Origin of the sequence: Trinickia terrae (genome assembly GCF_005144415.1) — a bacterium.
GTDB classification, from domain to species: domain Bacteria; phylum Pseudomonadota; class Gammaproteobacteria; order Burkholderiales; family Burkholderiaceae; genus Trinickia_A; species Trinickia_A terrae.
In genome coordinates this window covers 19,571-35,170 of the sequence record NZ_SWJE01000030.1, presented here as the reverse complement: position 1 = coordinate 35,170, position 15,600 = coordinate 19,571, and the positions used below count along the sequence as shown (strand labels likewise).

General features: G+C 64.4%; 17 protein-coding genes and 1 pseudogene. 9 read left to right on the top strand and 9 right to left on the bottom strand.

Annotation, left to right across the window (positions count from 1 at the left end; translation table 11 throughout):
• Positions 1–132 (top strand): annotated as a pseudogene (locus FAZ69_RS32510) (3-hydroxybutyrate dehydrogenase); the annotation flags it as partial.
• Positions 133–142: 10 nt separating this feature from the next.
• Complete coding sequence (locus tag FAZ69_RS32505) at positions 143–1,378, top strand: DUF3734 domain-containing protein (protein ID WP_136899518.1); 1,236 nt, start codon at positions 143–145, stop codon at positions 1,376–1,378.
• A gap of 81 nt (positions 1,379–1,459) precedes the next feature.
• Here the strand turns inward: FAZ69_RS32505 and FAZ69_RS32500 are convergent, their stop codons facing one another.
• On the bottom strand, positions 1,460–2,659 hold the full coding sequence (locus tag FAZ69_RS32500; protein WP_136899516.1) for an amino acid aminotransferase: 1,200 nt from the start codon (positions 2,657–2,659) through the stop codon (positions 1,460–1,462).
• A gap of 278 nt (positions 2,660–2,937) precedes the next feature.
• On the opposite strand from FAZ69_RS32500, the gene uvrB reads away from it, so the two are divergent.
• The 6 genes from uvrB (at position 2,938) to FAZ69_RS32470 (ending at position 8,951) form a co-directional block, all read left to right on the top strand.
• Positions 2,938–5,028 (top strand): excinuclease ABC subunit UvrB, encoded by a 2,091-nt coding sequence (gene uvrB / locus FAZ69_RS32495; protein WP_136899514.1) that lies wholly within the window; start codon positions 2,938–2,940, stop codon positions 5,026–5,028.
• Between the two features lie 205 nt (positions 5,029–5,233).
• Positions 5,234–5,779 carry an iron transporter gene (locus FAZ69_RS32490; protein WP_136899512.1) on the top strand — a complete coding sequence of 182 codons (546 nt, stop codon included), beginning with the start codon at positions 5,234–5,236 and terminating at the stop codon, positions 5,777–5,779.
• Between the two features lie 58 nt (positions 5,780–5,837).
• Entirely contained in the window at positions 5,838–6,170 is a 333-nt protein-coding gene (locus FAZ69_RS32485; protein ID WP_136899510.1) for a cupredoxin domain-containing protein, read from the top strand.
• 56 nt (positions 6,171–6,226) lie between these two features.
• Positions 6,227–7,069, top strand: coding sequence for an FTR1 family iron permease (locus tag FAZ69_RS32480; protein WP_136899508.1), 843 nt, complete (start codon positions 6,227–6,229; stop codon positions 7,067–7,069).
• Positions 7,066–8,478, top strand: coding sequence for a 4Fe-4S binding protein (locus tag FAZ69_RS32475; RefSeq protein WP_136899506.1), 1,413 nt, complete (start codon positions 7,066–7,068; stop codon positions 8,476–8,478). Before FAZ69_RS32480 ends, FAZ69_RS32475 begins: the two co-directional genes overlap by 4 nt.
• A gap of 62 nt (positions 8,479–8,540) precedes the next feature.
• Positions 8,541–8,951 carry a GlcG/HbpS family heme-binding protein gene (locus FAZ69_RS32470; RefSeq protein WP_136899504.1) on the top strand — a complete coding sequence of 137 codons (411 nt, stop codon included), beginning with the start codon at positions 8,541–8,543 and terminating at the stop codon, positions 8,949–8,951.
• Between the two features lie 150 nt (positions 8,952–9,101).
• Here the strand turns inward: FAZ69_RS32470 and hemP are convergent, their stop codons facing one another.
• The 4 genes from hemP to FAZ69_RS32450 all read right to left on the bottom strand — a co-directional run bounded on the left by hemP (position 9,102) and on the right by FAZ69_RS32450 (position 11,486).
• Entirely contained in the window at positions 9,102–9,359 is a 258-nt protein-coding gene (hemP, locus tag FAZ69_RS32465) for a hemin uptake protein HemP (protein WP_136899502.1), read from the bottom strand.
• Between the two features lie 218 nt (positions 9,360–9,577).
• The gene (locus tag FAZ69_RS32460) at positions 9,578–10,060 is read right to left on the bottom strand and encodes an SRPBCC family protein (protein ID WP_136899500.1); all 483 of its coding nucleotides are present in this window, start codon (positions 10,058–10,060) and stop codon (positions 9,578–9,580) included.
• Positions 10,061–10,110: 50 nt separating this feature from the next.
• Positions 10,111–10,509 carry an OsmC family protein gene (locus tag FAZ69_RS32455; RefSeq protein WP_136899498.1) on the bottom strand — a complete coding sequence of 133 codons (399 nt, stop codon included), beginning with the start codon at positions 10,507–10,509 and terminating at the stop codon, positions 10,111–10,113.
• A gap of 104 nt (positions 10,510–10,613) precedes the next feature.
• Positions 10,614–11,486, bottom strand: a complete 873-nt coding sequence (locus tag FAZ69_RS32450) for a pirin family protein (RefSeq protein ID WP_136899496.1) — start codon at positions 11,484–11,486, stop codon at positions 10,614–10,616.
• A gap of 122 nt (positions 11,487–11,608) precedes the next feature.
• On the opposite strand from FAZ69_RS32450, the gene FAZ69_RS32445 reads away from it, so the two are divergent.
• Positions 11,609–12,610: a LysR family transcriptional regulator gene (locus FAZ69_RS32445; RefSeq protein ID WP_136899494.1), complete on the top strand. Its 1,002-nt coding sequence runs from the start codon at positions 11,609–11,611 to the stop codon at positions 12,608–12,610.
• A gap of 418 nt (positions 12,611–13,028) precedes the next feature.
• Here the strand turns inward: FAZ69_RS32445 and FAZ69_RS32440 are convergent, their stop codons facing one another.
• The 4 genes from FAZ69_RS32440 to FAZ69_RS32425 form a co-directional block, all read right to left on the bottom strand.
• Positions 13,029–13,448, bottom strand: coding sequence for an ExbD/TolR family protein (locus FAZ69_RS32440; RefSeq protein ID WP_136899492.1), 420 nt, complete (start codon positions 13,446–13,448; stop codon positions 13,029–13,031).
• A 13-nt stretch (positions 13,449–13,461) separates the two neighbouring features.
• The gene (locus FAZ69_RS32435) at positions 13,462–14,190 is read right to left on the bottom strand and encodes a MotA/TolQ/ExbB proton channel family protein (RefSeq protein WP_136899490.1); all 729 of its coding nucleotides are present in this window, start codon (positions 14,188–14,190) and stop codon (positions 13,462–13,464) included.
• 25 nt (positions 14,191–14,215) lie between these two features.
• Positions 14,216–14,959: an energy transducer TonB gene (locus FAZ69_RS32430; protein ID WP_136899488.1), complete on the bottom strand. Its 744-nt coding sequence runs from the start codon at positions 14,957–14,959 to the stop codon at positions 14,216–14,218.
• Between the two features lie 284 nt (positions 14,960–15,243).
• Positions 15,244–15,480, bottom strand: a complete 237-nt coding sequence (locus FAZ69_RS32425) for a (2Fe-2S)-binding protein (protein WP_136899485.1) — start codon at positions 15,478–15,480, stop codon at positions 15,244–15,246.
• Positions 15,481–15,600: the final 120 nt, after the last annotated feature.

The following is a 15,600-nucleotide window of genomic DNA, read 5'->3' as shown; positions in this document are numbered from 1 at the left end:
GGCCAGACCGTGGACGGCGTGTTCACCACGGTCGAGGACGTCGCGCAGACGGTGCTGTTCCTCTCGGCCTTCCCGAGCGCGGCGCTCACGGGTCAGTCGTTCATCGTCAGCCACGGCTGGTTCATGCAATAAGGAGATCATGATGGCGCAGCGCAAGGTGAAGCACGCGCGCGCCGACGCCTCGGTCAGTGGGGGCGGCGAGCGCGCTCGTGAGCAGGAGACGCATGAAGGCCCCCGCGTCGTCGTGCCTGACTACGAGGTCGTTGCGCTCGTCCTGCAGGGCGGGGGTGCGCTCGGCGCCTATCAGGCCGGCGTCTATCAGGGCCTCGACGAAGCCGGCATTCTCCCCAACCGGTTTTGCGGCATTTCGATCGGCGCGCTCAATACGGCGATTCTTGCCGGCAACGCGCCAGAACATCGCATAGACAGGCTGCGCGAATTCTGGGAGCTGATCTGCCAGCCGGCCTATGGGCCGCCGATGCCGCCGTTCGTCGAGCGAGCGCTCTTCAATTCGAACGACACGATGCGCAAGGCCTTTACGGCAATGCAGGCGGTCGGTGCGCTTGTCGACGGGCAGAAGGGCTTTTTTGTGCCGCGCTTTCCGCCGCCGATGCCTGCCGGCTCAGGTTCGCCGGAAACGGCGAGCTATTACGACACCACGCCGCTCAAAGCCACGCTCGAGCGATTTTGCGACTTCGACCGGATCAACTCGGGCGAAGCGCGCGTGTCTATCGGCGCGGTCAACGTCGGCACCGGCAATTTCGCTTACTTCGACAACGCGCATATCAAGCTGCGGCCCGAGCATTTCATGGCATCCGGGGCGTTGCCGCCCGGCTTTGCGGCGGTCGAGATCGACGGCGAGTTTTACTGGGACGGCGGCTTGATGTCGAATACGCCGCTGCGGGAAGTGATCCAGACGACGCCGCGGCAAGACACGTTGGCGTTCCAGGTCGATCTATGGAGCGCACGCGGCCCGGTGCCGGACAACATCACCGACGTGCAAGGCCGGATGAAGGACATCCAATATTCGAGCCGCACACGCCTGGTGACGGACATGATGCAGCACACGCAGCGCTTTCGGCATGTGCTGCGCGAGGTGTTGACGCGCGTATCGCCGGAGCATCGCGACGACCCGTGGTGCAAGCTGGCGGAAGAGCTCTCGTGTTCGAAGCGCTATGACGTGATTCACCTCGTCTATCGCGACAAGGAATACGAGGGCAATTACAAGGACTATCAGTTCGGGTTGTCGACGATGCGCGACCACTGGGAGAGTGGGCTGCAGGACATACGCGCGAGTCTCGCGCAGCCGGGCTGGCTGGAGATGCCGGATAACGATGCGGGTTTCGTGACGCACGATATCCATCGAGATATGCGATAGCGACAGAAGCCAAAAAATGGCGCCCTTTGCAGGGCGCCATTTACGTCTGGCCTCAAATCGACAGGCTATCGCCGATGATGCTTACTTCAGCACGTTCGCGACGGCGTTCGCCACGACGTCGATGTTGCGCGTATTGAGCGCAGCGACGCAAATGCGGCCGGTGCTGACCGCATAGATGCCGTACTCTTCGCGCAGGCGGTCCACCTGTGCCGCGCTCAGGCCCGAGTACGAGAACATGCCGCGCTGGGCGTTGACGAAGCTGAAGTCGCGGTTCACGCCCGCTGCCTTCAGGCGCTCGACGAGGCCTTTGCGCATCGCGCGAATGCGGTCGCGCATTTCGCCGAGCTCCTGCTCCCACGTCGCGCGCAGTTCCGGCGAAGTCAGCACGGCGGCGACCACCGAGCCGCCATGCGTCGGCGGGTTCGAGTAGTTCGTGCGGATCACGCGCTTCAGTTGCGAGAGCACGCGCGCGGCTTCGTCCTTGCTGTCGGTGATGATCGACAGCGCGCCGATACGCTCGCCGTACAGCGAGAACGACTTCGAGAACGACGACGACACGAATACGTTCAGTTCCGACGCGGCGAACAGGCGCACGGCGGCGGCGTCCGCTTCGATGTCGTCGCCGAAGCCCTGGTAGGCGATGTCGAGGAACGGCACGAGCTGGCGCGCCTTCACGACTTCGACGACCTGCTTCCACTGCGCGTCGGAGATGTCCACGCCCGTCGGGTTATGGCAGCACGCGTGCAGCACGACGACCGTGCCCGCGGCGTAGCCGTCCAGCGCGCTCAGCATGCCTTCGAAATTGACGCCGTTGGTTTGCGCGTCGTAGTACGGATAGGCGACGACTTCGAAGCCCGCGCTTTCGAACAGGGCGCGATGGTTTTCCCAGCTCGGGTCGCTGATCGCGACCTTGGCGTTCGGGTTCACGCGCTTCAGGAAATCGGCGCCGATCTTCAGCGCGCCCGTGCCGCCCAGCGCTTGCGCCGTCACGACGCGGCCTGCCGCGATCAGCGGCGAATCGTTGCCGAGCAGCAGCTTTTGCACTGCTGCGTCGTAGGCTGCGATCCCTTCGATCGGCAGATAGCCGCGCGGCAGGCCCGCTTCGACGCGCGCTTTCTCCGCTTCACGAACCGCGCGCAGCAGCGGGATCTTGCCTTCTTCGTTGGTGTAGACGCCAACGCCGAGATTGACCTTGGTCGTGCGCGCATCGGCGTTGAAGGCTTCGTTGAGGCCCAGGATCGGGTCGCGGGGAGCGAGTTCGACAGCGGAGAAGAGAGACATGATGTATCGGCGGTAGTGGAAAAGAAGAAGCGGGCTCGCGGCCGAGCGGGACCGTCAGATACCGTGCGGGTCCAGCGGTGCGCAAGCGCAATTTGGCATTGTAGCGAATCCAGCCCCCGATTTCGGGAAACGGCGGATGCAAAAACGCGGACGGTCGTGCGTTTCTGCCGCGGGTGCGGCGCGTCCAAGGCTCGGCGTCAGGTCGGACAGGGCGCCAGCCCGCCGAAGCCCGAGGCGCTAAAATAGCCTTTTGCCCTCGGCGAAGGAACCGCGTCCTCATGTCCGAACACCTGTCCCCCGTCGAAGACGCCCTCGACGAATCGAAGTTTGTCGAGTTCGAGGGTTCCCCGTTTCACCTCTACCAGCCGTACCCGCCGGCCGGCGACCAGCCCGGCGCGATCAGCACGCTCGTCGAAGGTGTCGAGGACGGCCTGTCGTTCCAGACGCTGCTCGGCGTGACGGGCTCCGGCAAGACCTTCACGATGGCCAACACGATCGCGCGGCTCGGCCGCCCGGCTATCGTGTTCGCGCCGAACAAGACGCTCGCCGCGCAGTTGTATTCGGAGTTTCGCGAGTTCTTCCCGCGCAATGCCGTCGAGTACTTCGTCTCGTACTACGACTACTACCAGCCGGAAGCTTATGTGCCGCAGCGCGACCTGTTCATCGAGAAAGACTCGTCGATCAACGAGCACATCGAGCAGATGCGGCTGTCGGCGACCAAGAGCCTGATGGAGCGGCGCGATGTCGTGATCGTGGCGACGGTGTCGGCGATCTACGGTATCGGCAATCCGTCCGAGTACCACCAGATGATCCTGACGCTGCGCACGGGCGACAAGATAGGCCAGCGCGACATCATCGCGCGGCTGATCGCGATGCAGTACAGCCGCAACGAAGCCGACTTCCAGCGCGGCGCGTTTCGCGTGCGCGGCGACACGATCGACATCTTCCCGGCCGAGCACGCCGAGATGGCGGTGCGCGTCGAGCTGTTCGACGACGAGGTGGAGTCGCTGCAGCTGTTCGATCCGCTGACGGGGCGCGTGCGGCAGAAGATTCTGCGCTTCACCGTCTACCCTTCGTCGCACTACGTGACGCCGCGCGAAACGGTGATGCGCGCCGTCGAGACGATCAAGGCCGAATTGCGCGAGCGGCTCGAGTTCTTCCATAAGGACGGCAAGCTCGTCGAAGCGCAGCGGCTGGAGCAGCGCACGCGGTTCGACTTGGAGATGCTGCAGGAGCTCGGCTTCTGCAAGGGCATCGAGAACTACTCGCGGCACTTTTCGGGCGCTGCGCCCGGAGAGCCGCCCCCGACGCTTGTCGACTACCTGCCGCCCGACGCGCTGATGCTGCTCGACGAGTCGCACGTGCTGATCGGCCAGTTGAACGGGATGTACAACGGCGACCGGGCGCGCAAGGAAAACCTCGTCGACTACGGCTTCCGGCTGCCCTCGGCGCTCGACAACCGCCCGCTCAAGTTCCATGAGTTCGAGCGCAAGATGCGTCAGGCGGTCTTCGTCTCGGCGACGCCGGCCGATTACGAGAAGCGCACCTCGGGCCAGGTCGCCGAGCAGGTCGTGCGGCCGACTGGCCTCGTCGACCCCGAGGTCGAAGTGCGGCCCGCGCGCACCCAGGTCGACGACGTGCTCTCCGAGATCAATGTGCGTGTCGCCGCGGGCGACCGGGTGCTCGTGACGGTGCTCACCAAGCGCATGGCCGAGCAGTTGACCGAATTCCTCGCCGACCACGGCGTCAAGGTGCGCTACCTGCACAGCGATATCGACACAGTCGAGCGCGTCGAAATCATCCGCGACCTGCGGCTCGGCACCTTTGACGTGCTCGTCGGCATCAACCTGCTGCGCGAGGGGCTCGACATTCCCGAGGTGTCGCTCGTCGCGATTCTCGACGCTGACAAAGAGGGCTTTCTGCGCGCCGAGCGCTCGCTGATCCAGACGATCGGGCGGGCGGCGCGCAACGTCAACGGCAAGGCCTTGCTGTACGGGGACACGATCACCGATTCGATGCGCCGCGCAATCGACGAGACCGAGCGGCGGCGCGTGAAGCAGATGGCGCACAACGAGAAGATGGGCATCGTGCCGCGCGGCGTAGTCAAGCGCATCAAGGACATCATCGATGGCGTCTACAACGCCGACGAAGCGCGCGCCGAGCTGAAGGAGCAGCAACAGCGCGCGAAGTTCGAGGACATGTCCGAGAAGCAGCTCGCGAAGGAGATCAAGCGGCTCGAGAAGCAGATGATGGAGCACGCCAAGAACCTCGAGTTCGAGAAGGCCGCGCAGGCGCGCGATCAGCTCGCGCTGTTGCGCGAGCGCGTGTTCGGCGCGAACGTCGGCGACCATGTCACCGGCACGGACTGACGGTCTTGCTTCTTGATCAAACGCCGTACGGCATCGCGCCGTACGGCGTTTTTTTGTTATGACGAATGTTCGATGCTAAACTAGTTCGCTATTGCGAATCGTTCCCATTTTCGTTTAAATGTGCGTTTCTGGGTAATCACACGCATCGGGCGTGAGCAATCCGCCCATCTACCCAGTTTTTCGAAGCGAATAACAAGGAGTTTCAATGCTGAGTTCTTACGTGCGCGGCACAGTTGCGGCGGTTGCCGCGGTTGCGGCGATGTCCGCGACGGCGGCTGAATATCCGATCGGCAAGCATGCGATCGCGGGCGGCATGGAGATCGGCGCGGTCTACCTGCAGCCGATCTCGATGGACCCCGAAGGCATGATGCGCAAGGCGTCCGATTCGGACATCCATATCGAGGCCGACATCCACGCAGTCAAGAACAACCCGACCGGCTTCGCCGAGGGCGACTGGATGCCGTACCTGCAGGTGCGCTACGAGTTGACCAAGGCCGGCACGAGCCAGTCGGTCAAGGGCGACATGATGGCGATGGTCGCGAGCGACGGCCCGCACTACGGCGATAACGTCAAGCTGTTCGGTCCCGGCAAGTACCACCTGAAGCTCGTCGTCGAAGCGCCGATGCAGATGGGCCATATGGCGTTCGGCCGTCACGTCGACAAGGAAACGGGCGTGGGTCCGTGGTTCAAGCCGATCACGCTCGAATACGACTTCGCCTTTGCCGGCATCGGCAAGAAGGGCGGCTACTGATCGCGGCGGTCAAGCGGCGGACGGTTGAGCGCTCCGCCGCGCTTGGAGGGAAGGGCGCATGAAATTGCAAGCAAGAATCGCGTTGTTCGCTGCGTCGCTTGGCGTCGCCGCACTCGCGCACGCAGCCGATCTGCCGACGTTCAAGCTCGAGATGGCGGACGGCAAGCTGAATCCGGCGCGCATCGAGGTGCCGGCCGGCCAGCGCATCAAGATCGAGATCAGGAACACCGGCCGCGGCGCCGTCGAGTTCGAAAGCGTTCAACTGCGCAAGGAGAAGGTCCTCGCGCCGGGCGGCGAGTCGTTTGTCGTGATTGCGCCGCTGTCGCCGGGCGAATACAAGTTCTTCGACGACTTTCATCAGCAGGCGCAAGGCGTGATCGTCGCGAAATAGTGCGGTTTTTACGCGCGAAGCGGCGGGGTTCGCCGCTTCGCGCGCGGAGGTTTTCGATGGGACAGATTGTGTTCATCGTTTGGCGGGAAAGCGTCGAGGCGCTGCTCGTCGTCGGCATTCTCTACGCGTGGCTGAAAAACGGCGACGGCGACGCACGGCGCGGCTTGCCGTACTTGTGGGCGGGCGCCGGCGCGGGCGTGTTCGCGGCCATCGCGCTCGGCGCGGCGCTCGTCGGCTTTACCGAGGTGCTTTCGGGCGACGCGCAGGATTATTTCCAGACCGGCATGGTGCTTGTCGCGTGCGTGCTGATCGTGCAAATGGTGCTGTGGATGAAGCAGCATGGCCGCTCGCTCAAGCGCGACATGGAGCAGTCGTTGCGCCATAGCACGCAGGATTCGAACTGGTGGGGCGTGGCGATCCTCGTCGCACTCGCCATTGCCCGCGAGGGCAGCGAGACGGTCATCTTCCTCTACGGCCTGGGCTTCGGCCAGTCGGGGCATGTGGGCGGCGCGCAACTGCTGGCGGTCGTCGTCGGCCTGGGTCTCGCCTTCCTGACCTTCTACGTTCTGCAATTGGGCGGGAAGTTTTTTTCCTGGCGTCACTTTTTCCGCGTCACTGAAATCATGCTGCTGTTTCTCGGCGCGGGCTTGTTCCAGACCGGCATCGACAAGCTGATCGACAAGGAAATCCTGCCGCTCGGCATCGCGCAGCTCTGGGATTCCTCGGCCATCCTCGACGATTCGAGCACGTTCGGCTCGCTCGTCGCGACGCTGACGGGCTATCGCGCACATCCGTCGCTGACCAATCTCGCCGCCTACGCGGTGTATTGGGCGCTCGTCTACTGGCTCGTGCGGCGTGCGAGCCGCGGCCCGGCGCCGGCCGCGGGGCGCGCTGCATGAGTTGCGTTTCCACCGCCGGCGCGCGGCCGGGGCGGCTCGCGCAGGCCGGGCAATGGATGCAGCGCCACGGCGCCGCCATTCGCGCGATTCAGTGGGGCGTCGTGGGCGTGTATGCGCTCCTCATCGTCGTGCCCGTATTCCTGCCGCTGCCCGACGAGACCTCGCATCTCTGGACCAATCTGACGCTCGCCGCGCAGTTTGTGTTCTGGGGCATCTGGTGGCCGTTCGTGCTGCTGTCGATGGTGATGCTCGGGCGTGTCTGGTGCGGCGTGCTCTGCCCGGAAGGCGCGCTATCCGAATTCGCGAGCAAGTTCGGCCGCGGCTGGGCGATTCCGCGCTGGATGCGCTGGGGCGGCTGGCCGTTCGTCGCCTTCGGGCTCACGACGATCTACGGGCAGATGGTGAGCGTCTACCAGTATCCGCGCGCGGTGCTGCTGGTGCTGGGCGGGTCCACAGTCGCGGCGATGGTGGTCGGCGTGCTGTATGGCCGCGAAAAGCGCGTCTGGTGCAAGTATCTGTGCCCCGTGAACGGGGTCTTCTCGCTGCTCGCGCGGCTCGCGCCGTTCCACTACAAGGTCGATGAAGATGCGTGGCGCCGCTCGTACAAGGCAGGCGAGCACGGCCGTCGCGTGATTCCGGTCAACTGCGCGCCGCTCGTGCCGCTGCGCAATATGAAGGGCGCGGCATCGTGCCATATGTGCGGGCGCTGCAGCGGGCATCGCGATGCGATCTCGCTGACTTGGCGCTCGCCGTCCACCGAGGTCGTCGAGCTCGGCGACAAGCAGGCGAGCGGCTGGGATACCGTGCTGATCCTGTACGGTCTGCTCGGCATTGCGATCGGCGCATTTCACTGGACCGTGAGCACGTGGTTCGTGGACCTGAAGCAGTGGCTCGCGACGGCCCTCATCGATCGCGACATCACCTGGCCGCTCGAGACGAACGCGCCGTGGTTCCTGTTCACGCACTACCCCGAGCAGAACGACGTGTTTTCGTGGCTCGACGGCTCGCTCGTGATCGGCTACATCGTGGCGACGGCGCTGGTCCTGGGCACCGGTCTCCTGACGGCGCTCGCGCTTGCGACGCGTTCGCTCGGCCGCTTCGATCGCGTGCGGCTCCACCATCTGGCGCAGGCGCTGATCCCGCTTGCCGGCGCCGGCGTGTTTCTCGGCTTGTCGGCGACGACGCTCTCCCTGCTGCGGGCGGAGCACGTGCCGCTGTGGTGGGCGTCCGATCTGCGCATCGCGATCCTCGCCATCGCGAATGCATGGAGCGCGTGGCTCGCCTGGCGCGTGACGGGCCGTCATAGCGCTTCGCTTTTCCGGCGGGCGATCGCGATGGTATGGTTTGTCGTTGCGCTGGCGATGGTCGACAGCGCCTGGTGGCTGATGTTCTGGGGGTTCTCGCGCTAACCGTCCGACGTCGGCTCGGCGCCCCCTGGACGCGCGCCGACTCATGCACATAGAGGATGCTCGTGAGAACCAAACCCGTACTGACCGACGACGACGTCAAGAAAATGGCCGCGGCCGCCGAGGCCCACGCGATCGCCAACCATTGGCCGGTGACGATCGCGATTTTCGACGACGGCGGTCATCTGCTGTATCTGCACCGGCTGGACGGCGCCGCGCCGAGCACCGTCGAGATGGCGATCGGCAAAGGCCGGACTTCGGTGCTCGGCCGCCGCGAAAGCAAGGTCTACGAGGAAATCATCAAGCAGGGCCGCGTCGCGTTTTTGAGCGCGCCGCTCGTCAGCATGGTGGAAGGCGGCGTGCCGATCGTGGTCGAGGGCGAGGTGGTCGGCTCGTTTGGGGTATCCGGCGTGAAGTCGGAACAGGATGCGGCGGTGGCGCGCGCCGGCATCGCGGCGCTCGGCCTCGCCGAATAATCGGCAGGGACTACAAAAAAACGGCATGGCTGGCTTTGGACGGCTGCTTGAAGGTGTCTGCACGAAGGGGTCTAGATCTCGCGTGCAAGCCGTCGTGGCTGGCTACTGCCCAACACCTCTCTGGGAGGTGGTCCCCACAATACTCGGTGCTTACTTCGTCAGGATCAGCTTGCCCAAGCGGGTTGCGCGAAGCTGGTAGGTCTCGCCGTTGTGCGTGATGCCGATGTGGGTGCGTCCCTGCAGCAGCGTTTCGCTGCGCATGATGCGTTCGCCCTCATCGTTCGGTTGGTTCGTCCTACTGCTGCGATCGACACCCGTGGAAGGAACGACACTCTTCGGGCGGCTGCTGGCCGCGGCGCCGCCGTTGCGGCGCAGGGTAAGCGTGGAGGCGCGGGAGAAATCGTTCATTCGGGTTATTGGGTTCGTCGATTCGATGGAATGAAGTATAAATGAGAACAATTCCCATTTGCAAATACGACGAATTCATCGGCTGCCGTTTTTGATAGGAAGAATTAGAGGCGGCTCGGGAACGGCTGGGAGGGGAGGTGAGACGCGAGGCACAGGACGCTGCGCCAGGCGGCCACAGGACCGCCTGATGGCGCTTGCTCACGACTGCCGCGGCTCGCTCAATGCAGCGCGCCGGGTTCCTTCGGGGTCGACGCGTACTGACGAATGAGGCGTACGGTATCGATGTCCGATTCCCGGTACGCCGACTTCACGATCTCCTGCGTCTGCCGCGCGTCCTCGGTGTCGGCCACGGGCAGCGTGGTGCGGTACTCGAAGCGCAGGAACAGCTGAGCTTCGTCCGGCTGCTCGATGCTCATCGTCAGCGAGCCGCCGACGTGTGCCTCGGTGGCAAGAATGTCGTAGCGCACGCTCTCCTGCGGTGTCAGCGTCACGCGATCACGCACCGTCGCGTTGCCGTAGTGCAGTTCACGCTCGAGCGTGCTGTCGGTGCGCGACAAGATCGTGCAGCTGTCGAGTCCCAGCACGAACAATTGCGGCTGCTCGGCGCGCAGCACGAGCCCTTCCCACAGTTGCGCGCGCGTGAGCGAATCGACGAAGGGATTGAGCGGGTCGTTGATCTGAATCAGGTGTTCGAAATTCAAGGCGGAGAATTCCTCTGTAGGGCGTTACGGGTCGGATCTTGCGCCCTCGATCAGACCGCGACAAGCCCCGTATTTATCTCGATGGGGTGCGTCAGGATCTTGTGAAGCGGGCACGCATTGGCGATTTGCAAGAGCCGTTCCCGCTGCTCGGCCGACAACGCACCTTCGAGGTCGATGTCGCGGCTGATCTTCGTGCCTTGCGAGCCGGTTTCGAGCGACAGCGTGACGCGCACCCCGTCGAGCGGCCACTCTTTGCGCTGCGCATACATCTTGAGCGTGATCGCGGTGCACGTGCCGAGGCTCGACAGCAGCAGCGAGGTAGGCTCGGGCCCCCGGTTGCCGCCGCCGGCCGATTCGGGCTCGTCGCCGAGCCACGTGTGGGCGCCGTCGCTGAGGTGGACCTGATAGTTGACCGAGCCGATGCTGGCGACGACCGTGTTCGTTGTCATGCGTGCGCTCCGCTGCAAGATGGGGGTGCTGCGGCCGCGCCGCCGCGGCGGCCGCAAGGAAGGCACATTGTGACGCGAATCGCCCGGCGCCGTCCGATGCCGCTTCAGGGCGCGATCTGCCCCATGCGCCCGGCCTGGTAGTCGACGACGGCCTGGCGGATCTCGTCCTCGGTATTCATCACGAACGGACCGTAGCGCACGACCGGCTCGTTGAGCGGCACGCCGCCGAGCAGCAACACGTCGAGCGGCTCGTCGCCGGCGGCGAAGCTGACCGTCTCGCCGTCGTCGTTGAACACGACCATGTGCTGCGCGCCGATCCGGCGCCGCTCGTCGCCGTAGAAGCCGCTGCCTGCCAGCGTATAGGCGAACACGCGGTAGTCGCGCGGCACCGGCTGCACGGCCGATGCGCCTGGCTGCAGCGTGAAGTGCTGATAGAGGATCGGAGTGCGCGTCTCGATCGCCGCGCTGACGCCGAACGCCTCTCCTGCGATCACCTTGACGCGCGTCTTGCCGTCGCTGGAGATCGCGGTCGGAATGCCGGCCGACGGAATCTCCTGGTAGCGCGGCGCGATCATCTTGTCGCGGCGCGGCAGGTTCACCCATATCTGCAGGCCATGCACGCGGCCGCCCTTGCGGGCGAACTCCGGGTCCGGCATTTCGCTGTGCACGACGCCCGCGCCAGCCGTCATCCATTGCACGTCGCCCGCGCGCAGCATGCCGGCATGGCCGGCCGAATCGCGGTGCACGGTCTGGCCCTCGAGCATGTAGGTCACGGTTTCGAAGCCGCGGTGCGGATGGTCGGGCGCGCCTATGGCCTCGCCCGGCGCATAGTCGACCGGCCCCATCTCGTCGAGCAGCAAGAACGGATCGAAGTCCATCAGCATGCGGGTCGGAAACGGCCGATGGACGACGAAGCCGCCGCCTTCAATCGTGCGAACGGAAGGGAAGGTGCGTTGGATCGTTCGGGTCGTGGACATGGAAAATCACCTGAAAAAAGGGGAATAGCATTATTTTTGAAACATAAAGCTATTATATGGACCGATCCATGGGCTTCCAGCCGCTCTTCGGCAATGGATTGTTCTATCAATGGAACGATGACATGAAACTCGATTCGCACAACCTGAACGACCTGATGTACTTCTCGCAGGTCGTCGAGCACGGCGGCTTCTCGGCGGCAGAGCGCGTGCTCGGCATCTCGAAGTCGCGCCTGTCGCGGCGTCTGTCCGAGCTGGAGTCGTCGCTCGGCGTGCGGCTCCTGCAGCGCTCCACGCGCAAGCTCGCGCTCACCGAGGCCGGCCAGCTGTTCTATCAGCATTGCCGGGCGATGCTGTCGGAGGCCGAAGCGGCGGTGAACGTCGTCCAGCAGATGCGCGCCTCGCCGCGCGGCACGGTGCGCGTCAGCGTGCCGGTCACGGTTTCGCAGACCTGGCTGTCGAGCATCCTGCCCGAGTTCATGCACCGCTATCCGGAGGTGCGGGTCGTGATGCGTGTAACGAACCGTGTGATCGATCTGTACGAGGATTCGGTCGACGTCGCGTTGCGCGTGCGCTCGGAGCCTCTGGAAAACGCGAATATCGTCGTACGGCCGCTGTGGCGCACTCAGCAGATGCTGGTCGGCGCGCCGAGCCTTTTGAGCCAGTATTCGCCGCCGCTCGCGGCCGGCGATCTCGCTCGCTTCGAGACGCTCGATACCCCGAGCCCCGACGGCCGGCATGCGTTTCATCTGATTGCGCCGGACGGCGCGCGTCACGTGCACGAGCACGAGCCGCGCCTCGTGACGGCCGATTTGATGACGATCCGCGAGGCCGTGCTCGCCGGCGTAGGCATCGCGGCGCTGCCGGAGATGATGTACGGCGCTCCCTTGCGCTCTGGTAAATTGTCTCCGGTGATGCCGGGTTGGACCTTGCCGACGCCGCAGCTCTATGCGGTGTTCGTGTCGCGGCAGGGCATGGTGCCGGCGGTACGGGCTTTCGTCGATTACCTCGTTGAAATGCACGAGGAGGGCAGGCATGAAATGCTCGAATGCCCGGAGGGCCGGCCCGCGGACAAGTTCCGAAAGCTTTTGTCGGCAAGCGCCACGCCGGAGAAAGTCGCGCCCTAGACAAGCGTTCTACACCGCGAGAGCCGAAGCCGCGCGACGCTCGTTGTTCGGGCGAATATCGGTTTTGCCATTTAAGCGTCGCCGGCGATCAGTAGTTTCAATGGGCATTTTCTTGAATGCGCACGCCGCGCAAACTATATTGAAATCCCTTTCGCAATGGAGATTCCGGTGCGGAAATTGATGGCTGCTCTTATAGCAAGCCTGATAGGGCTAATGGCGCTGTCCGTGACGACCACGGCTGTCGCATGCGGTGACTCCACGAGCTACTCCGATGGCAAGTGAGCCCGACGCCCGAAGGCGCTGCGTGCGCAAGACAAAAGGCCCTCATCCGACGATGAGGGCCTTTTACATTGGGCGCCGAAAATGCACGGCGTGCGATACGGTCTTGTCTGCCTGCGCGCGACTGTCATGATCCGGACTACTTCGTTTTCGGCTCCGTCACGAAGCCGATCTTCGTGAGCCCGCCCGCTTGCGCGGCGGACATCACGTCGGCGACTCGCTCGTAGGGCACCTTGCGGTCCGCGCGCAGATGCAGCTCCGGCTGCGGGTTCGCCTGCGCGGCCCGGGCGATGTCGGTGCGCAGCACGTCGTCCGTCACGGGCTTGTCGTCCCACAGAACCGTGCCGTCAGCCTGGATCGAGACGCTCACGTGCGCGGGCTTCACGTCTTCCTTCTGGCTGCTCGCGTGCGGCAGGTCGATCTTGACCGCGTGATGGATGGCCGGAATCGTCACCAGGAAGATGATCAGGAGAACCAACATGACGTCGACGAGCGGCGTCATGTTGATTTCGTTCATCAGGCCGTCGTCGTCATCGTCGGCGAATGCGTTCATTGCCATGGCCGCCTCGCTCTCAGTTCGTGCGTGCGGCGAGGCGCAGGCCGTCCCGCTTGGCCGACGCCACGTGCGAGCCGGTTACGAAGTACGCGTGCAGGCCGTGGGCGAAGCGGCGCAGCTTGCCGACAACGCCCTTGTTCGCGCGCGTCAGCGCGTTGTAGCCGAGCACCGCGGGGATCGCGACGAAGAGGCCAAGCGCCGTCATGATCAGCGATTCTCCGACCGGTCCCGCGACCTGGTCGATCGACGTCTGCCCCGTCGCGCCGATGACGAGCAGGGCGTGATAGATGCCCCACACCGTGCCGAACAGGCCGACGAACGGCGCGACGCTGCCGATCGAGGCGAGCACCGCGAGGCCGCTTTGCATGCGCGCGATGCCGTCGTCCATGGTGTCTTTCAGGCAGCGCGTGAGCCAGTCGGACACGTCCATTTTGTCGTGCAGGTGCGGCTGCGTCTTGTGATGGTGGTCGACAGCCTCCTGGCCCGACAGCGCGAGCGCGAGGAACGGGTTGCCGCTGGCCGCCGACGGCGTATGGCCGAGCTTCTCGAGGCCGTCCGCGAAGTCGTCGGAGTGCCAGAACGCCTGCTCGGCGTTCTTCGTCAGGCGCTTCAGGCGCATCACGTTCATGCCCTTGGTGACGATCACGCACCACGACAAGATCGACATGAAGATCAATGCGGCCGCGATGCCGCGGGTCACCAAATCGCCTTGCACCCAGACGTGCATGAAACCGTAGTTCTGCATTTCAATTCCTTTTCTTCTATTTCAATCAATCGTTGAAACCGAATGTGAACGGCTGCGTGTAGGCTGCGCGCACGGGTGAGCCGTTCTCGACGTAAGGGCGGCAAGCGCTCGAGTGCATCGCGGACAGTGCCGCATCGTCCAGGCGCGAAAAGCCGCTGCTCTTTTTCAGTTCAATGTCTTCGATCTTGCCGGTCAGTCCGACCACGAAGTGTACGTAGGCGGTGCCCGCTTCGCCACGGCGTTGCGAGAGCGCCGGGTAGAGCGGCTTCGCGATGCTGCAGTCGAGGTGCGCGACGTCCTTGGGCGCGGCGATGGCCATCGTTTCGCGGCCGATCGCCGGTCCGGCGGGCGCCGCCGCGGCGGGTGCCGCCGTAGCCGGGGCAGGTGGTGTGGGCGCGGCGGGCTCGGGCGTCGCCGGCGCGTTGGGCGACGGCGCGGCCGCTTGCGGCAGCGGCTCCGGCTTCGTTTTCGGAGCGGGCGTGGGTTTGGGTTCGAGTTTCGGCTTGACGTGAGGCGCTGGCGGCACAGGCTTCGGCGCAGGCGATCGCAGCGCCGCGGGCGCTGCGGCAGGCGCCGGGCTCAGCAGTTCGGCCGTGATCGAGCGCGATTCGAGCGGGCGCGACGGCAGCTCGTTGCGAACGGTGAGCAGGAATGCGACCAGCGCGGCGTGGAGCAGCACCACGACGGCGATCGCCGAGACTACACGGGGATTCATTGGTGTAAGCGCTGCCGGCGACGCGCCAGCAGCAACGGAAGGCTGAACCTGCATGCTAACTTGCTTGAACGAAGGCGCAAACGACGCCGGCGCCGAAGCCTGCGCCAAGTCGCATCATTTACGGAAAATCAATAGGGAGATGCCTAAAGTCACCACGAAACCAAGCAGCAATTCCATCTCAAACTCCTTGAGGAATGAGTGGTCGATGGCTGGCGTGAAACTGGCTGGCTGACGGGAAGTAAAAGCAGAGCCGGGCGGAGGAGTGCGGCTCGCGCTCTGGTGGAAAACGCTGCTGGCGTCACGGCGACGCCGGCTGGAAGGTTAGCGGGTGCAGGCGGTCAAGCGGCCTTGCGCTCGTAGAAAGTCACCGGCATGGCGTGTACGTGATGTTCAACGCCGCACTGGCTCTGGCATGCGCCGCTTTGCGCCATGACGTCGCGCACGGATTCCTCGCACTTGCCGCAGCAGGTGGCCACGCCTAGCTCGAACTGGAGCTCGTCGAACGTATCGGCGCCTTCTGCGATCGCAGCACGGATCTTCCGGTCGGAAACAGACTTGCACACGCAGACGATCATGATGAATGTGTTCGATAGCTAACGTTAATGCGAATTATTATCATTATGTTCAAGCCGCTTGGCAAGCTGCCGAGGCGGTTTTTTTGTAACAAAACGGGAAGCTGGCAGGGTTAATGCGGC

Bases quoted from the DNA above. Each gene is read 5' to 3' on its own strand.
- FAZ69_RS32505 (WP_136899518.1), top strand. From the start codon at position 143: ATGGCGCAGCGCAAGGTGAAGCACGCGCGCGCCGACGCCTCGGTCAGT.
- FAZ69_RS32500 (WP_136899516.1), bottom strand. From the start codon at position 2,659: ATGTCTCTCTTCTCCGCTGTCGAACTCGCTCCCCGCGACCCGATCCTG.
- uvrB (WP_136899514.1), top strand. From the start codon at position 2,938: ATGTCCGAACACCTGTCCCCCGTCGAAGACGCCCTCGACGAATCGAAG.
- FAZ69_RS32490 (WP_136899512.1), top strand. From the start codon at position 5,234: ATGCTGAGTTCTTACGTGCGCGGCACAGTTGCGGCGGTTGCCGCGGTT.
- FAZ69_RS32485 (WP_136899510.1), top strand. From the start codon at position 5,838: ATGAAATTGCAAGCAAGAATCGCGTTGTTCGCTGCGTCGCTTGGCGTC.
- FAZ69_RS32480 (WP_136899508.1), top strand. From the start codon at position 6,227: ATGGGACAGATTGTGTTCATCGTTTGGCGGGAAAGCGTCGAGGCGCTG.
- FAZ69_RS32475 (WP_136899506.1), top strand. From the start codon at position 7,066: ATGAGTTGCGTTTCCACCGCCGGCGCGCGGCCGGGGCGGCTCGCGCAG.
- hemP (WP_136899502.1), bottom strand. From the start codon at position 9,359: ATGAACGATTTCTCCCGCGCCTCCACGCTTACCCTGCGCCGCAACGGC.
- FAZ69_RS32455 (WP_136899498.1), bottom strand. From the start codon at position 10,509: ATGACAACGAACACGGTCGTCGCCAGCATCGGCTCGGTCAACTATCAG.
- FAZ69_RS32450 (WP_136899496.1), bottom strand. From the start codon at position 11,486: ATGTCCACGACCCGAACGATCCAACGCACCTTCCCTTCCGTTCGCACG.
- FAZ69_RS32445 (WP_136899494.1), top strand. From the start codon at position 11,609: ATGAAACTCGATTCGCACAACCTGAACGACCTGATGTACTTCTCGCAG.
- FAZ69_RS32440 (WP_136899492.1), bottom strand. From the start codon at position 13,448: ATGGCAATGAACGCATTCGCCGACGATGACGACGACGGCCTGATGAAC.
- FAZ69_RS32435 (WP_136899490.1), bottom strand. From the start codon at position 14,190: ATGCAGAACTACGGTTTCATGCACGTCTGGGTGCAAGGCGATTTGGTG.
- FAZ69_RS32430 (WP_136899488.1), bottom strand. From the start codon at position 14,959: ATGCAGGTTCAGCCTTCCGTTGCTGCTGGCGCGTCGCCGGCAGCGCTT.
- FAZ69_RS32425 (WP_136899485.1), bottom strand. From the start codon at position 15,480: ATGATCGTCTGCGTGTGCAAGTCTGTTTCCGACCGGAAGATCCGTGCT.